10 protein-coding genes and 1 pseudogene are annotated in these 19,102 nt (G+C 61.3%); 10 read left to right on the forward strand and 1 reads right to left on the reverse strand.

The features are described from left to right. The first annotated feature begins 80 nt into the window (after positions 1–80). The 8 genes and pseudogenes from leuS to B0G74_RS00580 all read left to right on the forward strand — a co-directional run bounded on the left by leuS (position 81) and on the right by B0G74_RS00580 (position 12,951). Positions 81–2,672 (forward strand): leucine--tRNA ligase, encoded by a 2,592-nt coding sequence (gene leuS / locus B0G74_RS00550; protein ID WP_132373073.1) that lies wholly within the window; start codon positions 81–83, stop codon positions 2,670–2,672. 91 nt (positions 2,673–2,763) lie between these two features. Further along, complete coding sequence (gene lptE / locus B0G74_RS00555) at positions 2,764–3,315, forward strand: LPS assembly lipoprotein LptE (protein WP_132373075.1); 552 nt, start codon at positions 2,764–2,766, stop codon at positions 3,313–3,315. Positions 3,316–3,378: 63 nt separating this feature from the next. Beyond that, entirely contained in the window at positions 3,379–4,497 is a 1,119-nt protein-coding gene (gene holA, locus B0G74_RS00560; protein WP_132373077.1) for a DNA polymerase III subunit delta, read from the forward strand. Between the two features lie 220 nt (positions 4,498–4,717). Next, positions 4,718–5,989 carry a glutamate-5-semialdehyde dehydrogenase gene (locus tag B0G74_RS00565; RefSeq protein ID WP_132373079.1) on the forward strand — a complete coding sequence of 424 codons (1,272 nt, stop codon included), beginning with the start codon at positions 4,718–4,720 and terminating at the stop codon, positions 5,987–5,989. Positions 5,990–6,004: 15 nt separating this feature from the next. Beyond that, entirely contained in the window at positions 6,005–6,421 is a 417-nt protein-coding gene (locus B0G74_RS00570; RefSeq protein ID WP_132373081.1) for a CopD family protein, read from the forward strand. A gap of 432 nt (positions 6,422–6,853) precedes the next feature. After that, positions 6,854–7,303 carry a hypothetical protein gene (locus tag B0G74_RS00575; RefSeq protein WP_132373083.1) on the forward strand — a complete coding sequence of 150 codons (450 nt, stop codon included), beginning with the start codon at positions 6,854–6,856 and terminating at the stop codon, positions 7,301–7,303. Between the two features lie 57 nt (positions 7,304–7,360). Continuing rightward, a pseudogene (locus B0G74_RS46405) lies at positions 7,361–7,554 on the forward strand (gamma-glutamyl-phosphate reductase); the annotation flags it as partial. Positions 7,555–8,190: 636 nt separating this feature from the next. Continuing rightward, complete coding sequence (locus tag B0G74_RS00580; protein WP_132376808.1) at positions 8,191–12,951, forward strand: filamentous hemagglutinin N-terminal domain-containing protein; 4,761 nt, start codon at positions 8,191–8,193, stop codon at positions 12,949–12,951. Here the strand turns inward: B0G74_RS00580 and B0G74_RS00585 are convergent. Beyond that, a protein-coding gene (locus B0G74_RS00585; protein WP_132373085.1) for an IS3 family transposase occupies positions 12,948–14,122 on the reverse strand; the annotation gives its coding sequence in 2 pieces (ribosomal slippage) (positions 12,948–13,852 and positions 13,852–14,122; 1,176 coding nt in all). The genes B0G74_RS00580 and B0G74_RS00585 overlap by 4 nt on opposite strands. Positions 14,123–14,124: 2 nt before the next feature. Here B0G74_RS00585 and B0G74_RS00590 point away from each other — a divergent pair. After that, a complete protein-coding gene (locus B0G74_RS00590) occupies positions 14,125–16,836 on the forward strand; it encodes an S-layer family protein (RefSeq protein WP_132373087.1) in 2,712 nt (903 codons plus the stop codon). Positions 16,837–17,442: 606 nt separating this feature from the next. Further along, positions 17,443–19,059, forward strand: a complete 1,617-nt coding sequence (locus tag B0G74_RS00595; protein WP_243658093.1) for a ShlB/FhaC/HecB family hemolysin secretion/activation protein — start codon at positions 17,443–17,445, stop codon at positions 19,057–19,059. Positions 19,060–19,102 lie beyond the last annotated feature (43 nt).

Here is a 19,102-nt window from a genome sequence, read left to right on the forward strand (position 1 = left end):
AGGGGAAACGACGCCATTTCATCCAGCAGAGCACCAAAGCGGCCGGTGCGAAAGCACCGACCCAGCGATCCCATCACACCATGCACGAAAAATACGTTCCCTCCGACGTCGAATCCGCCGCGCAAGGGCAATGGCGCGCCATCGACGCGTACAAGTCGACGGAAGTCACCGACAAGCCCAAGTTCTATTGCGTCTCGATGCTGCCGTACCCGTCGGGCAAGCTGCACATGGGTCACGTGCGCAACTACACGATCAACGACGTGATGTACCGCTATCTGCGGATGAACGGCTACAACGTGCTGATGCCGATGGGTTGGGACGCGTTCGGCATGCCGGCGGAAAACGCCGCGATGGCCAACAACGTGCCGCCGGCCAAGTGGACCTACGACAACATCGCTTACATGAAGAAGCAGATGCAGTCGATGGGCCTCGCAATCGACTGGTCGCGTGAAGTCGCCACCTGCAGCCCGGACTACTACAAGTGGAACCAGTGGCTGTTCCTGAAGATGCTTGAAAAGGGCATCGCGTACAAGAAAACCGGCACAGTCAACTGGGATCCGGTCGATCAGACCGTGCTCGCCAACGAGCAGGTGATCGACGGCCGCGGCTGGCGTTCGGGCGCGCTGGTCGAAAAGCGCGAAATCCCGATGTACTACATGCGCATCACGCAGTACGCGGACGAACTGCTGAACGACCTCGAAGGCCTCGGCTGGCCCGAGCGCGTCAAGATCATGCAGCAGAACTGGATCGGCAAGAGTTTCGGCGTGAACTTCGGCTTCCCGTACGAGATCGACGGCGAACAGAAGCTGCTGCGCGTGTTCACCACGCGCGCCGACACGATCATGGGCGTCACCTTCTGCGCGATCGCCGCTGAGCATCCGCTCGCCACGCGCCTCGCGAAAGACAAGCCGGAGTTGCAGGCTTTCATCGAGGAATGCAAGCGCGGCGGCGTTGCTGAAGCCGACGTCGCGACCATGGAAAAGAAGGGCATGGCCACCGGCTTCTACGTCACGCATCCGCTGACGCAGGAACAGGTCGAAGTGTGGATCGGCAACTACGTGCTGATGAGCTACGGCGAAGGCGCCGTGATGGGCGTGCCGGCGCACGACGAGCGCGACTTCGCCTTCGTGAAGAAATACGATCTGCCGATCAAGCAGGTGGTCGCCGTTCAAGGCAAGGAATACTCGACCGACGCCTGGCAAGAATGGTATGGCGACAAAACGGGCACGCTGATCAACAGCGGCAAGTACGACGGCCTCGGCTATGAGGCAGCGGTGGACCAGATCGCCGCGGATTTGAAGGAACTCGGTCTCGGCGACAAGCAGATCACGTGGCGTCTGCGTGACTGGGGCGTGTCGCGTCAGCGCTATTGGGGCACGCCGATTCCGATCATCCATTGCCCGACGTGCGGCGACGTGCCGGTGCCGGAAAAAGATCTGCCGGTGGTGCTGCCGGAAGACCTCGTGCCGGACGGCACGGGCAATCCGCTCGCCAAGTCCGAAGCGTTCGTGAACTGCACCTGCCCGACCTGCGGCGGCGCCGCCAAGCGCGAAACCGACACCATGGACACCTTCGTCGATTCGTCGTGGTACTTCTACCGCTACGCGTCGCCGGATGCGAAGACCATGGTCGACGAGCGCACCGACTACTGGGCGCCGATGGACCAGTACATCGGCGGCATCGAGCACGCGATTCTGCACCTCTTGTACTCGCGGTTCTGGGCGAAGGTGATGCGCGATCTCGGTCTGGTCAAGTTCGGCGAGCCGGCCAAAAATCTGCTGACGCAGGGCATGGTGCTCAACGAAACCTACTACCGTGAAAACGAAGCGGGCAAGAAGACCTGGTACAACCCGGCCGACGTGACCGTTTCGTTCGACGACAAGGGCCGCCCGGTCGGCGCCCTCCTGAATGCGGACGGCCAGCCGGTGGTGCTCGGCGGCGTCGAGAAAATGTCGAAGTCGAAGAACAACGGCGTCGATCCGCAATTGCTGATCGATCAGCACGGCGCGGACACCGCGCGTCTGTTCGTGATGTTCGCCGCGCCGCCCGAGCAGTCGCTCGAATGGTCCGGCTCGGGCGTGGAAGGCGCGAGCCGCTTCCTGCGCCGCGTGTGGAACTTCAGTCAGACGAACGAAGCTGCGTTACGCCAGGGCGGCACGTTCGACGCCGCTCAACTCAACGACGTCGAAAAGGCGCTGCGCCGCGAGATCTACAGCGTGCTGAAGCAGGCCGACTTCGACTACCAGCGTTTGCAGTACAACACGGTGGTGTCGGCCGCCATGAAGATGCTCAACGCGCTCGACAGCGCGAAGGGCGCCCGCCCGGCCGTGCTGCGCGAAACGTATAGCGTGATGCTGCGCGTGCTGTATCCGGTCGTGCCGCACCTCACGTTCCAGCTGTGGCAGGAACTCGGTTACGCCGACGAACTCGGCTCGCTGCTCGACGCGCCGTGGCCGAAGGTCGACGAGAAGGCGCTGGAGCAGTCCGAGATCGAACTCGTGCTGCAGGTGAACGGCAAGGTGCGCGGCGCGCTCACGGTGGCGAAAGACGCCTCGCGTGAAGCGATCGAGCAGCTCGCCGCCGCGCACGAGATGGTCGCGAAGTTCAGCGAAGGCAAGGCGCCGAAAAAGGTCGTCGTGGTGCCGGGCCGTCTCGTGAACGTGGTCGTGTGAGTTTCGACGAAGACATGACAGCAGGCAGGACGCCGCCGCGCGCGGCGGCGCTTGTCCGTGCTGGGGAATCTACTGCGAACCAGGAGCCAATGTGACTCGCAGATCGTTTTTGACGCTGGCTTGCAGCGTGCTGATGTTGTCCGCCTGCGGCTTCCAGCTGCGCGGCCAGCAGGACTACGCATTCAAACGCCTCTTTATCGCCGGCGGTTCGCCGGCGGCGGCCGCGCGCTTGACGCGTATCGTGCAAGGCGGCAGCGACACGGTCGTGGTCACTTCGGTCGCGAATGCCGACGCCACGTTGCAGATCACGGAAGGCCGCGGCACCAGCACGCTGACGCTGAACTCGCTGGGCCAAGTCGAAGAGTATCAATTGAATCTCAACATGAACTATTCGCTGATCGCCAAGGACGGCACGCTGCTGATTCCGCCGAGCGTGATCGCATTGAACCGCGCGATGACCTATAGCGACCAGTTCTCGCAAGCGAAATCAGCCGAAAGCGAGATTCTCTTCGCCGATATGGAAAACGACGCGATCGACCAGCTCACGCGCCGTCTGGGCGTCGTGCGCTCGATGCATCCGGCGCCGGGCCAGGAAGTGCCGTCGGTTGCGCCGCGCGCGCCGTTGCCGCCGCCGCCGCTGTGAGCGTCGTATTCCGTTCACTTTGTTCAATGTGCCGCACCTGTTCAACCTCGCCGATCGGTAGCCATGCAACTGCGACTTGACGCGCTCGAAGCGCATCTCGCCAAGGGACTCGCCGGACTGTACGTCGTGTACGGCGACGAGCACCTGCTCGCGCAGGAAGCATGCGACCGCATTCGCGCCGCGGCGCGCGCGGCCGGCTTCACCGACCGCTCGGTGTTCACGGTCGAACGCGGGTTCGACTGGAGTTCGCTGCTGGGCGCGAGCCAGTCGATGTCGCTGTTCGGCGACCGTCAACTGGTCGAGTTGCGTATTCCGTCAGGCAAGCCCGGCAAGGAAGGCGCGGACGCGCTGAAAGCGCTCGCTGCTGCCGTCAATGACGACGTGCTCACCATGATCACGCTGCCGCGGCTCGACGCGGCCACGCAGAAGTCGGCGTGGTTCACGGCTTTGTCCGACGCGGGCGTCGCGTTGAAGATCGATCCGGTCGAGCGCGCGCAGTTGCCGAATTGGGTCGGCCAACGGCTCGCCGCGCAGGGCCAGCGAGTTGCCGCCGGCGAAGAAGGGCGGCGCGCGCTGGCGTTCATCGCCGAGCGCGTGGAAGGCAATCTGCTCGCGGCGCATCAGGAAATTCAGAAGCTCGGCTTGCTGTATCCGTCTGGGCCGCTCAGCTTCGAACAGGTTCAGGACGCTGTGCTCAATGTCGCGCGTTACGACGTTTTCAAGCTGAACGAAGCGATGCTGGCCGGCGACGTCGGCCGCTTGTCGCGCATGCTCGACGGACTGCGCGGCGAAGGCGAGGCCGCGGTGCTGGTGCTGTGGGCCGTGGTCGAAGAACTGCGCACGCTGCTGCGGATCAAGCGCGGCGTCGCGGCCGGCAAGCCGCTGGCGATGCTGGTGCGCGAAAACCGCGTGTGGGGGCCGCGCGAGCGGCTGATTGGACCGGCGTTGTCGCGCGTGAGCGAAGGCGCGCTGGAAAAAGCGCTGGCGCTGGCGGCGCGGCTCGATCGGCAGGTGAAGGGTTTGTCGGGCGGCACGCCTGGCAATCATCGCAACGATCCGCCGCCCGATCCGTGGGATGGCCTGTTCGAGTTGGCCATGACGGTGGCTTCGCCGAAAACGGCGCCGGTGCCACCGCCACGACCTCGAAGCGCGGCAGCGGCGCCTGCTCGAAGGCCGGCCTGAGCCGCAACGGCAAGCCTGCCGGGCGAGCGCCTAGCCGCTGCCGCTAGCGCTTCGAGTAGCGCTCAAGCGTGCGACGTTCGGCATGTGGCGGCTAGGCTACTTGGATTGCACTGGCCGGCGCCGCAAGCAAAGCGCCTTCACCCGACTTACAATCGCTTCATCTTTCGCCAATTCTGCCTGTCCGCCGCACGTCGACGTGCGCGGCACCACGAGAATCACCATGGATATCGACCAGTACATGACCGACCTCGGCCGCCGCGCCCGCCAAGCTTCGCGGGCGATGGCACGGGCGTCGACGGCGGCGAAAAATTCCGCGCTCGCGGCCGTTGCGCAGGCAATCGAACGCGATGCCGCGCTGCTGAAAGAAGCCAACGCGCGCGACGTCGCGCGGGCTCGCGAGAAGGGTCACGATGCCGCGTTCATCGATCGTTTGACGCTGTCGGACAAAGCGCTGAAGACGATGGTCGAAGGTTTGCGGCAAGTCGCTGCGCTGGCCGATCCGATCGGCGAGATCAGCAATCTGAAGTACCGGCCGAGCGGCATTCAGGTCGGCCAGATGCGCGTGCCGCTGGGCGTGATTGGCATCATCTACGAATCGCGTCCGAACGTGACGATCGACGCCGCCGCGCTGTGCCTGAAGTCGGGCAACGCGACGATTCTGCGCGGCGGTTCGGAAGCGCTCGAATGCAATACGGCGTTGGCGAAGCTGATCGGTGAAGGGCTGGAAGCGGCCGGTTTGCCGCAAGATGCCGTGCAAGTGGTGGCCACTTCGGACCGTGCGGCTGTCGGCAAGCTGATCACGATGACCGAATTCGTCGACGTGATCGTGCCGCGCGGCGGCAAGAGCCTGATCGAGCGCCTGATGAACGAAGCGCGCGTGCCGATGATCAAGCACCTCGACGGCATTTGCCACGTCTACGTGGACGACCGCGCGGATCTGGCCAAGGCGCTGACTGTCTGCGACAACGCCAAGACGCACCGCTACGGCACCTGCAACACGATGGAAACGCTGCTGGTCGCGCGAGGCATAGCGGCCGAAGTGTTGCCGCCGTTGGGCAAGCTGTATCGCGATAAGCAAGTCGAGCTGCGAGTGGACGCGGCGGCGCGCGCTGTGCTGGCGGATGCGGGTGTGGGACCGCTCGTCGATGCCACCGAAGAAGACTGGCGCACCGAATACCTCGCGCCGGTGCTGGCGATCAAAGTGGTCGACGGCCTCGATGCGGCGATCGACCACATCAACACGTACAGTTCGCAGCACACCGACGCGATCGTCACGGAAGACCACGATCGCGCCATGCGCTTCCTGCGCGAAGTGGATTCGGCGAGCGTGATGGTCAACGCATCGACGCGTTTCGCGGATGGTTTCGAATTCGGCCTCGGCGCGGAAATCGGCATTTCGAATGACAAGCTGCACGCGCGCGGGCCGGTGGGTCTGGAAGGGCTGACGTCGCTCAAGTACGTCGTGCTGGGCCACGGTGAAGGCCGGCAATAAACGAGAGGACCGCTGATGCTTTGGGTAAAGACGTTTCACATCGTTCTGATTGCTTCATGGTTCGCCGGCCTGTTCTATTTGCCGCGCATCTTCGTCAATCTGGCGATGGAAACGGAACCCGCGGCGACGGCGCGTCTCCTGACGATGGCGCGCAAGCTGTTTCGCTTCATGACGTTCATCGCGGTGCCGGCGCTGGCGTGCGGGTTGTGGTTGTGGCTGGTGATCGGCATCGGGCGCGGACAGGGTTGGATTCACGCGAAGGTTGGCGTGGTGGTGCTGCTGATCATCTATCACGTTTATTGCGGCGTGTTGCTGCGGACCTTCGAGCGTGGTGAGAATCGGCGGTCGGATAAGTGGTATCGGATGTTTAATGAGCTGCCGGTGTTAGGGATGCTGGCGGCGGTGGCGTTGGTGGTGATTAAGCCGTTTTAAAATGTTCGCGTGCGTTGGTTGAGTGCAGGTTGTTTTAGGCTTCGATTTGGAAAAAGGCAGTTTGCCGGATTCGGCAAACTGCCTTTTTTGTTGTCCGCGCTGGCGCGGGACGCATCGTCTTAGGCCGAATGGCTAGCTCGGTTGTTCGGCTATATTGGGACGGCCAATGCGCGTGCGGCCTGATTTATAATTTCCGAACCACCGGCATCAACCGGTGGTCAGGTTTAGCAGCCTGCGCCAAAAACCGCACACCCGCCTAGGCGGGGCGTGCGTCTGCCTCTACACGCCTTATTTCAATGGGCGGGCCGTGGTGGGGAGCCGAAAGGCTCGCCGGTTTGTTTTTGGCCCGGTCTGCTAACCCGCTACGTGCCCGCTCACCCTCCTTGCAAGCGAGTGTCGGGCGATCCAAGTAAGTCTTAGGGAGATCGCACCATGAGCAAGTCCATCAAAAATCAACCTGCCTCACGCCCGCCAGTCGATGCCTTGCAGTACGAAAAACTCGCTCTGTCGGCATTCGGTTCGTGCGAACGGCAACTGACTCAACTCAACAGACTGGCTACACTTGCGACCTCGATATATAGGAATCCTGCATTGACGAATCACGAGCGGCGTAGCCGGCAAGTGCTACTCGAGTTGCTGGTCGAGACATGCGAGGAGTATGAGCGAGAAGTGGAATGCGACCGCGAACTGTACCAGGTGATTGCGCTCGATGCGCGTGGCATCGCTCATCGCCGAATTACGGCAAGTGCTGCGGCGAAACTTCTTGCGAAAGCGGGGAAGGAAACCAAGAAGGACGATGCGAGCGTTGCACGAAGCGTGACCGCGACGCGTAAGTCGGCACGGCGTGCGGCCGATGTAGCCGTTGCTGCGACTGCACACTGAGACGAACTGCAAACACGTTCAGCACGTTTCAGCACGTTTCCACGCCGCGCTGAAGTCGGCCACACGGCGCTCCTGCGCGGCGGCTCAACAATGCTCGACTGCAGCACGGCGCTTGCGAAGTTGATTGGTGAAGGATGGTAAGCGACTGGCCTGCCGCAAAACGCCTATGCAACTGGTGGCCGCACCAGATCGTGCGGCCGTCAGAAAATCTGATCACGATGACTCAATTCGTCGACGCGATCGTGACGCGCTGCCCGTAGCGGGCGGCTCATCCTTTGCAACCCGCTGGTCACTCTTCAGGCGAGTTCGCATCTATTTATCTGAATCCGGATCGGCTGATGTGACGTCGCTCGCCGGATGGCAGGAATGCGCGGCGTGCATTGCGTCACCGCGTTTGGGCGCTCAACGCAGATTCGCCGTTTTGACTTGAGTTCCCGATTGCATCCCGCACACCGATGCTCAATTTAAGGCGCGATTTATCGCTGCTTCGATTAAGACTTTTCCGAAGCATGGCGCAATAGTTTTGCCACAAATGTCCGCTGCTTAGCAAGCGTCAACGCTGCCATTTCGCGGCCTACAGTTCAGCATATTCCTATTGTCCGCGCGTCTTGCGTAATGGACGTCTACAGCTCTTCATCTCTCGACTGCCGACAGCGCTGTCGCCGTGACAGTTGCACAAACAATCTGCACTCAAATCTCTCGTCTCCTTTGTCTGAAATGCCCGCGCGTCTCTGAGGCGTTTTAGTCCTTGTCTGATTCCGTCTGCTTCTCTCGTCTCATATTCTGCAAATCGAACATTAGCAAAGCACGACGGCCCTAGCCACGCTTCGCTCGATGTCGGGCCGCAAACGTGGTTGTCGTGTTTTTAATTTTTACTGTGAGTATTCATGAACAAGAATCGATTTCGCCGGGTATTTAGCAAACGTCTCGGCATGCTGGTCGCTGTTGCAGAAAATGTCGTGAGCCAGGGCAAGGCGGCTGCGGGTGAAAGCGCTGCAGCCGGCGCATCGGGTGGTGAGCTGGGGGTCGTGTCGTCGTTGACGGCGACGGCGGTGCTGGCGCTGTTGGTGCTGGACCCGTCGATCGGTCATGCGCAAGCTCTGCCGACCAACGGTCAGGTGGTCGTGGGCCAGGCGAGCATCGCGCAGTCCGGCGCGAACATGAACATCAACCAGGGCAGCCAGCGCACGGTCATCAACTGGGATACGTTCAACGTCGGCCAGGGCAACACGGTGCAGTTCAATCAGCCGAACGCCCAGGCGCAGGCGCTGAACCGCGTGGTGACGGGCGCGCCGTCGAACATCCAGGGCACGCTGCTGGCCAATGGGCAGGTGCTGATCCAGAACGCCAACGGCGTGCTGTTCGGCAAGGGCGCGGTGGTGAACGTGGGTTCGCTGCTGGCGACGACGAAATCGGTCGACACGAACCAGTTCATGGCGGGTGGTCCGCTGCAACTGGGTTCGACGGGCACCAACGCAAGCGTGGTGAACGACGGCCAGATCCAGGCGCAGGGCTTCGTGGTGCTGATGGGCGACCAGGCGCGTAACACGGGCACGATCACGACGGCGAAGGGCGGCCAGGTGGCACTTGCCGCGGGCGATAGCGCGACGGTTGCGCTGGCCAACGGTCAGGGCATCCAACTGATGCTGACGAATGCGACGGCCAGCGCTCTGGTGGAGAACAGCGGCACGATCAAGGCCGACAACGGCAGCGTGCTGCTGACGGCACGCGGCAAGGACACGCTGCTCAACACGGTGGTGAACCTCTCGGGCGTGACGCGTGCGGGCACGGTGGTGGCCGATGCAGGCGCGACGGGCGACGTGGCGGTGACGGGCAAGATCGATGCGTCGAACAAGGCGGCAGGTGGCGTGGGCGGCACGGTGGTGCTGTCGGGCGACCGCGTGGGCGTGTTCGGCAATGCATCGGTGGACGTGAGCGGCGATGCGGCTGGCGGCAAGGTGATCATGGGCGGCGACAGCCTGCATCAGCTCGCGGGCACGCAGGCGCAGACGATGCTGCAGGACGGCGTGAACTTCGCGAATTACACGCAGGTGGATGCGGGCGCGACGATCAAGGCGGACTCCGCGCATGGCAATGGTGGCTTCGTCGAAACGTCGGGTCACAACCTGGACGTGGAAGGCGCAGTGAGCGCAGCGGCAGCGGAAGGCAAGGCCGGCCAGTGGCTGATCGACCCGACGGACGTGACGATCAGCACGGGTGCGGACGCGGGCTATACGGGCAACGTGACGGGCGGCTTCAGCGGCACGGGCAACAGCGCGACGGTGAAGAACGCGACGATCAGCAGCGCGCTGAACGCGGGCACGGACGTGACGATCACGACGGCTAGCGCAGGCACGGCGACGGGCAACATCGTGCAGCAGGCGGGCGCGGACATCACGAAGACGGCAGGCGTGGCGGCGAACCTGACGCTGGCAGCCAACGGCAGCATCACGCTGAACGGCAACATCACGTCGACGTCGAATGCGCTGAACCTGAACCTGACGGCGGCCATGGGCCGGGCCAACGGCTCGGTGCAGACGAACGCCGGCACGACCCTCGATCTGAACGGCGGCAACCTGACCATCTCGGGCAATACGACGGGTGGCGCGGGTAATGCCATCACTCTGTACGGTAACCAGTTGAACGTCGGCGGCGCCACGATCACGGGCGCGGCCAATACGGGCGCAGGCGTAGCCTTCGTTAGTAAGTTCACGGAGATCGGCAACGGCCCGGTGACCGTGTCGGGCACGTCCAATACCGGCGATGGCGTTCAGTTCTGGTCCGGCAACATGTCGATGAGCCAGGGTTCGACGCTCAACGTCAGCGGCCAATCAGCCGGTGGAAGTGGACACGGGGTTCTCCAGAATGGGGGCACGACGATCGATCTGCATGGCGGCAACCTCACGATCACGGGCAACACCACGGGCGGGTCAGGCAATGCGGTCGAGCTCGACGGTAACGTCACGAACGTCGGGACAGGAGCGATTACCGGCGCTGCCAAGGGCGGTGCCGGCGTGACGTTCGGGGGCGGCAATTACACCCAGACCAGCGGCACGATGACGGTGAACGGCACGTCCCAGGGTGGCACCGGCGTGAACTTCTCGAACAACTTTACGATGTCCGGCGGACAGCTTTCGGTCACGGGTGCTTCCACTTCGAACGCCGGCGTACGGTTGTGGGGCAACTTCAACCAGTCCGGTGGCACGACGACCATCAACGCCTCGTCCAGTACCTATTACGCCATGTCGGAAGCCGGCAACATCGCGTTGTCGGGCAACGCCCTATTCAACGCGACCGCCGCATCGTCGGGCCGTGCGTGGTACCAGTGGCAGGGCGCCACCACGCTGAGTGTTTCCGGCAACGCGGTGGCCAATGTGGACACGACCGGCATCGCCCTGTGGGGCACCGACACCGTCAGCGACTATGGTCAGCTGAACATCAAGAGCACCCAGGCAAACACCAACGCCATCAGTGTGGCCAACGTCCTCAACATCTCCGGGCACGGCGCTGTCTCGCTCATCGGTAACAGCGACGGTGCCTCTGGCGTAATGGTGCAAGGCGCCGTCAATCTCGCGGATGAGGGCAGCCTCAACGTGCGGGGTACGTCGAACATCGGCGACGCCGTCGATGTATACGGCACGGTCAATGTCGCAGGGAATGCCTCCAGTGTCCTCAGCGGTACATCGAACAGCGGTGCCGGCGTGATCGTCGAAGGTGCCATCAACACGTCCACCACCGGCACGACCGACATTAATGGCACGTCCATCAGCGGCGCCGGCACTTCGATCCTCGGCAATGTGACCACCACCGACCAAGGCACCACGACCATTAACGGCCAGTCGACCAACGGTGCTGGCGTCCAGGTCGCTGAGGGCGCGGTGATCAGCACCAACGGCTCGGGTTCGACCGAGATCAACGGTGCCTCCACCAACGGTTCGGGCGTGGTGGACAACGGCTCGATCAACACGTCGGGCAACGGCACGACCGATATCAGCGGCAACTCGACCAACGGGTCGGGTGTGATCGTCGATCCGAACGGTTCGGTCAACACGATGGACAATGGCACGACGAACATCTCGGGCAATTCGACCAATGGTAACGGCACGGACATCAACGGCTCGGTGAACACCAGCGGTAACGGCACGACCGATATCAGCGGTAACTCGACCAATGGCACGGGCGTGGTCGTCGACCCGAACGGTTCGATCAACACGACGGACATTGGCACGACGAACATCTCGGGCAATTCGACCAACGGTGACGGCACGGACATCAACGGCTCGGTGAACACCAGCGGTAACGGCACGACCGATATCAGCGGCAACTCGACCAACGGGTCGGGCGTGATCGTCGATCCGAACGGTTCGGTCAACACGACGGACAATGGCACGACGAACATCTCGGGCAATTCGACCAACGGTAACGGCACGGACATCAACGGCTCGGTGAACACGTCGGGTAACGGCACGACCGATATCTCCGGCAACTCGACCAACGGTTCGGGTGTGATCGTCGATCCGAATGGTTCGATCAACACCACCGATAACGGCACGACGAACATCTCCGGTGATTCGACCAACGGTTCGGGCGTGGTGGACAACGGCTCGATCAACACGTCGGGTAACGGCACGACCGATATCAGCGGCAACTCGACCAACGGATCGGGCGTGATCGTCGATCCGAACGGTTCGATCAACACGACGGACAATGGCACGACGAACATCTCGGGCAATTCGACCAACGGTAACGGCACGGACATCAACGGCTCGGTGAACACGTCGGGTAACGGCACGACCGATATCTCCGGCAACTCGACCAACGGTTCGGGTGTGATCGTCGATCCGAATGGTTCGATCAACACCACCGATAACGGCACGACCAACATCTCGGGCAATTCGACCAACGGTGACGGCACGGACATCAACGGCTCGGTGAACACGAGCGGGAATGGTTCGACCAACATCTCCGGTGATTCGACCAACGGTTCGGGTGTGGTGGACAACGGCTCGATCAACACGAGCGGTAATGGTTCGACCAACATCGACGGTAACTCGACCAACGGCTCGGGCGTGATCGTCGATCCGAACGGTTCGATCAACACCACCGATAACGGCACGACCAACATCTCGGGCAATTCGACCAACGGTGACGGCACGGACATCAACGGCTCGATCAACACGTCGGGTAACGGCACGACCGATATCAGCGGCAACTCGACCAACGGCTCGGGTGTGATCGTTGATCCGAATGGTTCGATCAACACCACCGATAACGGCACGACGAACATCTCCGGTGATTCGACCAACGGTTCGGGCGTGGTGGACAACGGCTCGATCAACACGTCGGGTAACGGCACGACCGATATCAGCGGCAACTCGACCAACGGCTCGGGTGTGATCGTTGATCCGAATGGTTCGATCAACACCACCGATAACGGCACGACGAACATCTCCGGTGATTCGACCAACGGTTCGGGCGTGGTGGACAACGGCTCGATCAACACGTCGGGTAACGGCACGACCGATATCAGCGGTAACTCGACCAATGGCTCGGGTGTGATCGTTGATCCGAATGGTTCGATCAACACCACCGATAACGGCACGACGAACATTGAGGTCGGTCGAGACGCGTGGACGCCAACGGGTTAAGCAGCGACCTGATTCAGATAGTATCGCTGCGTGAATGCTACAGGTGACAGGTAATTGAGACGAGCCTGCGTGCGCTGCCGGTTATAAAACATCTCGATGTATTCGCTGATGGATCGCTTGGCTTCATCGCGCGTGGCGAAGCGTCGATGATAGACCAGCTCGCTTTTTAGCGTGCCCCAAAACGATTCGATCGGCGCGTTGTCAAAGCAGTTTCCTCGTCGACTCATCGACGCCTGCATGCGGAACTGGCCGACGAGATCCTGATAGGCGTGAGCGCAGTATTGGGACCCACGGTCCGTGTGATGGATCAGGCCGGGCGCCGGGCGCTGCGATGCAACCGCACGGAACAGCGCCTGCATTACCAGATGCTTCGTCATGCGCTCGCTCATGGCGTAGCCGACGAGCTCCCCACTAAACAGATCCTTCAGGCCGGCGAGGTACAGCCAGCCCTCGTCAGTCGCGATATACGTGATGTCGCCGCACCAGGCCTGATTCGGCGAGGTTGCAGTGAAATCCTGGTTCAGCAGGTTCGGCGCCACCGGTAGGTCGTGCTTCGAATTGGTCGTCGCCTTGAACTTGCGTTTCTGCCTGCAGCGTAGTCCCAGCTTTTTGCGTAGCCTTTTTATGCGGTGAACACCGAGCCGCACGCCGTGCTCGTCGAGGTGCTTCTGCAAGCGTTCGGGCCCGAAGCTCTCACGCGTGCGCTGATGCGCCGCCAGCACTTCGGCCTCCAGTCTCGGCTCCTGCTGTGCCCGCAACGACGGCGAGCGCTTGCGCCACGCGTAATAGCCGCTCACGGAAACGCCCAGCAGCCGGCACATCGGCGGCACCGGATAGTCCTGTCGCATCTGTTCAATCACGCCGTACTTCACCGCGACTCCCTCGCAAAGTACGTCGCGAATTTTTTTAATAAATCGCGCTCCATTTTAACTTCCGCCAGCTCCCGCTTGACTCGCCCGAGTTCCGCTTCGATCTCCGTCAGCGGCTTTTGATGCTGACCTACACGTTCCAGCTTGCCTGCCTTCGCAGCACGCACCCAGTTTGCCACCGTCTTCATTGATATCGACAGCCGACGCGCAGCCTCCGATACGCCAACGCCCTCGGTCATTGCAAGCTTCACCGCCTCTTCACGGAATTCCTTCGTGTAGACGGCTTTGGGGATTCGACTCATGTATGCCTCCATTCCTCAATTTTACGGAATGTTGGCGTCCACTTTTTCCGGCGGACCTCAATTCGACCAACGGTTCGGGTGTGGTGGACAACGGCTCGATCAACACGTCGGGTAACGGCACGACCGATATCAGCGGCAACTCGACCAACGGGTCGGGCGTGATCGTCGATCCGAACGGTTCGATCAACACGACGGACAATGGCACGACCAACATCTCGGGCAATTCGACCAACGGTGACGGCACGGACATCAACGGCTCGGTGAACACCAGCGGTAACGGTTCGACCGATATCAGCGGCAACTCGACCAACGGGTCGGGCGTGATCGTCGATCCGAACGGTTCGATCAACACGACGGACAATGGCACGACCAACATCTCGGGCAATTCGACCAACGGTAACGGCACGGACATCAACGGCTCGGTGAACACCAGCGGTAACGGTTCGACCGATATCAGCGGCAACTCGACCAACGGGTCGGGCGTGATCGTCGATCCGAACGGTTCGATCAACACCACCGATAACGGCACGACCAACATCTCGGGCAATTCGACCAACGGTGACGGCACGGACATCAACGGCTCGATCAACACGTCGGGTAACGGCACGACCGATATCAGCGGCAACTCGACCAACGGTTCGGGCGTGATCGTCGATCCGAACGGTTCGGTCAACACGACGGACAATGGCACGACGAACATCTCGGGCAATTCGACCAACGGTGATGGCACGGACATCAACGGCTCGATCAACACGTCGGGTAACGGCACGACCGATATCAGCGGCAACTCGACCAACGGTTCGGGCGTGGTCGTCGACCCGAACGGTTCGATCAACACGACGGACAATGGCACGACGAACATCTCGGGCAATTCGACCAACGGTGACGGCACGGACATCAACGGCTCGGTGAACACCAGCGGTAACGGCACGACCGATATCAGCGGTAACTCGACCAATGGTACGGGTGTGATCGTCGATCCGAACGGTTCGATCAACACCACGGACAACGGCACGACGAACATCTCGGGCAATTCGACCAACGGTAACGGCACGGACATCAACGGCTCGGTGAACACGTCGGGTAACGGCACGACCGATATCAACGGTAACTCGACCAATGGTACGGGTGTGATCGTCGATCCGAATGGTTCGGTCAACACGACGGACAATGGCACGACCAACATCTCCGGTGATTCGACCAACGGTGACGGCACGGACATCAACGGCTCGGTGAACACGTCGGGCAACGGCACGACCGATATCAGCGGCAACTCGACCAACGGTTCGGGTGTGATCGTCGATCCGAACGGTTCGATCAACACCACGGACAACGGCACGACCAACATCTCCGGTGATTCGACCAACGGTGATGGCACGGACATCAACGGCTCGGTGAACACGTCGGGCAACGGCACGACCGATATCAGCGGTAACTCGACCAATGGTACGGGTGTGATCGTCGATCCGAACGGTTCGGTCAACACCACCGGCAATGGCACGACGAACATCTCGGGCGGGTCGATTAACGGTGACGGCACGGACATCAACGGCTCGGTCAACACATCGGGTAACGGCACGACCGATATCAGCGGCAACTCGACCAACGGTTCGGGTGTGATCGTCGATCCGAACGGTTCGATCAACACCACGGACAACGGCACGACGAACATCTCGGGCAATTCGACCAACGGTGATGGCACGGACATCAACGGCTCGGTGAACACGTCGGGTAACGGGACGACCGATATCAACGGTAACTCGACCAATGGCACGGGTGTGGTCGTCGATCCGAATGGTTCGATCAACACGACGGACAATGGCACGACGAACATCTCGGGTAACTCGACCAATGCCTCCGGTGTGATCGACAACGGCATGATCAACATCGCCGATAACGGTACGACAGTGATCACCAACATCTCGGGTGGAGGCGACACCAACGGTACGACCAATGGTTCAACCAACATCTCGGGTGGAGGCGACACCAACGGTACGACCAATGGTTCAACCAACATCTCGGGTGGAGGCGACACCAACGGTACGGCCAATGGTTCAACCAACATCTCGGGTGGAGGCGACACCAACGGTACGACCAATGGCTCAACCAACATCTCGGGTGGAGGCGACACCAACGGCACCGACAATGGTTCGACTAACATCTCGAATGGCGGCCAGACTGGCGGGACCGACAACGGCTCGACCGGCATCCCGGGCGGCGGCAGCGATGTCACCGCAGACAGCAGCGGCCACGGCGATTCGGTCGGTGCGGCTGGCGCAGCAATCGGCGCGGTCGGTGCAGGCGGTCTGGCTGCATTCATCTGGGCCGAGGTGGATGCGCACTGGTACCTCGATCAGGTGCAGCCGCTGACGGTGGCGGCAGGTGATGCCGCGCTCTGGACCGACGCCGAAGTCGAGCATGTGAACGTCGACATGCTGATGCACTATGCCGATGTGCGTTTGCTCACGCACTCGGGGCCGGTGGACCGTCATCTGGTCTTGCGCGATGGCGCCGACGGCGTGAAGCATTTCACGTCCGAGGACAAGCAGTCGCAGATGAAGGCGGATCTGTCGGTCAATGCGCAGACGCATGAGTTCTTCTACACGGAGAGCGGCGTTAAGGATGGCAAGCCGTACGTCATCAACTCGCATGGCTGGTTGAAGCACGGCGTAGATCATGCGTTCCCGGTTCATGCCCCGGCAGCCGGCGTCTGATCCTGCGTCCGCACTACTGGCGCCCTGCGCCAGTAGTGCGACCAGCGGGACTGCGGGGTAATCGGTCACCTACAGCACGATCTACTCCCGCGCGTTGATCTAGCTGATTGAAAGGCGGTGCTCTACGCACCGCCTTTTTTTGTTCGGGCTAAGGATTGGTACTTATTTGAGATTATTCTTAACTGCAAAATCTAGGATTAATCCTATGCGAGAAAATTGAAACGGATTCGAATAACATTAATAAAAATACAAAAATCGTCATTTCAGACAGAATTTTAGGAATTGTCCCATCGCGCTATCGCCGCATAAACGGCAGTCGCATGCCGTCGATCGGCTTTTCCGGCGGAAACGCAGGGCTGGAAAGACCCAGCCACGTCACCGACTCCTAAAAATCGGGGCGCTTTTTTGGAATAGTCCTATTCGCTTCTGAACATCAAACTTTTACTCTTTCCAGTGTCGGCGGTACGAATCACTGGGATAAAAAACAACCCACAAAGAGCGTGTCGCCACCCTGTTTTAATCAAAGCAAGGATTGCTTCCATGTTGTGGCGTAGAAACTCAGTAAATCGGCAGATCACTCAAGCAATGTGGGTCTTGCCGTTGTTGATGACCGGCGTAGTCCACGCCGAGCCCGTCGCCGATGCGAGCGCGGTGGTGACGGCGCAAAAAGCCATCGTCGATTTCAAGCTTCTCCCCGCAGGTGGCCAGGACGAAGCAGCGGTGATCCAGTTGCTGCGCACTCAAGCACAGCAACTGGGCGCCGCGCCCCACTCGCTCGACGAAGTCAACCGCTGGTCGGATCGACTGACGGATGCGTTGCGTCAAGGCGGTTTCCCGATTGGCCAGGTGCTGATGACCGAGTCGGACTGGCATGCGCTGCAACAAGGCGGCCAGCCGATGTTTTCCGTCTTTCCTGGCCGCATCAGCGAGATCGAAATCCATAACAAATCGCGCGTCGCGGATTCCCGTCTGCGCAAGCTGATCACACACGCACTGTGCGGGAGCGATACGCTCCCGGGCGCCTGCTACCTGAAGACGTCGCGTCTTGAACGTTCGACGCAGCTTCTGCAAGACGTGCCGGGCGTCGCACTCGACAATGCGCCGCAATTCGGTCCCGGCGCCGGTACAGGCGACGTGAAGGTCGTGTACGGCGTCGCGCAGAAGGGCAAGCCTCTCGCGGCCAATCTGATCTTCGACAACCAGGGCGTGCCGACGACGGGCACGTACCGCATGGGCGGCACCGTCTCCGGAAACAACTTTTTTGGCGCGGGCGAAAGCTACGCATTCACGCTGCTCGCCACCGACAAAAAGATGTGGACGGGCGAACTGGACGGCAGCGTGCCGATCTTGAACGACGGATTACGTCTGACCGGTGGTATCAGCCGCCAGCAATACACGACGAACACCATTACGCCGATGGCCGGTGTGGCCACCACGGCCTCCGCGGGCGTACTGTATCCGTTCACCCGCGGGCTTGACGCCAATGTCTGGGGTGGTGTCTCGCTGCTGCACAGCCAGACCTCGACGGACATGAAAGAGTACGACACCTCGACGCACAGCAAGCTCGACTCCGTTCGCTTCTCTGTGCAGGCCGACAACGGCGACCGCGCCCAGCAACTGCGTACGAACATCCTGACCGGTCAAGGCGCGATCACGCTCGGCCATCAGAGCAACGACTTTCCATACGGAGACTCGGTCGCCAACCCCGCCGGCAACTACGCGAAGTTCACGGGCAGCAGTTTCGGCACGTACGCCCTGACTCGCAGCGGCAATCTGTTCCTGTCGGGTCGCATCAACGGGCAGATGACAAACCGCAACCTCGACCCGAGTGAAAAGCTGGCGGCAGGCGGCCCCAATGCGGTGCGCTCGTACCGCTCCGATGAAATCTCGTTTGACGACGGCGTCGTCATCAACGCGGGCCTGTACCAGCGTCTCCCTGTCGCGACAGGTCACCAGATCCAACTCGGCGTGTTCTCGGATTTCGCTATCGGCCGCGTCAACCACACGCCTTGGGCCGGCTGGGAACAGAGCTATCCGGGCGTATCGGACGTCACCAACACGCGCACGCTCGCCGGCTACGGCGCCAGTGTCGACTGGCTCACGCCGATCGGCGCGACGGTCTCGGCGTCGGTATCGAAACCCTTTGGCTTCTCGTCGGCTTCCTGGGTCGAGCCCGGCAAAAAGCCGCTGCAGTACTGGCTGTCGGTCACCTGGAATCACTAACACGCATTGCATGAGACGGGGCCGCCGCGGTCCCGCCCATCAC

It is taken from the genome of Paraburkholderia sp. BL9I2N2 (assembly GCF_004339745.1).
In the GTDB taxonomy this organism is placed as follows: Bacteria; Pseudomonadota; Gammaproteobacteria; order Burkholderiales; family Burkholderiaceae; genus Paraburkholderia.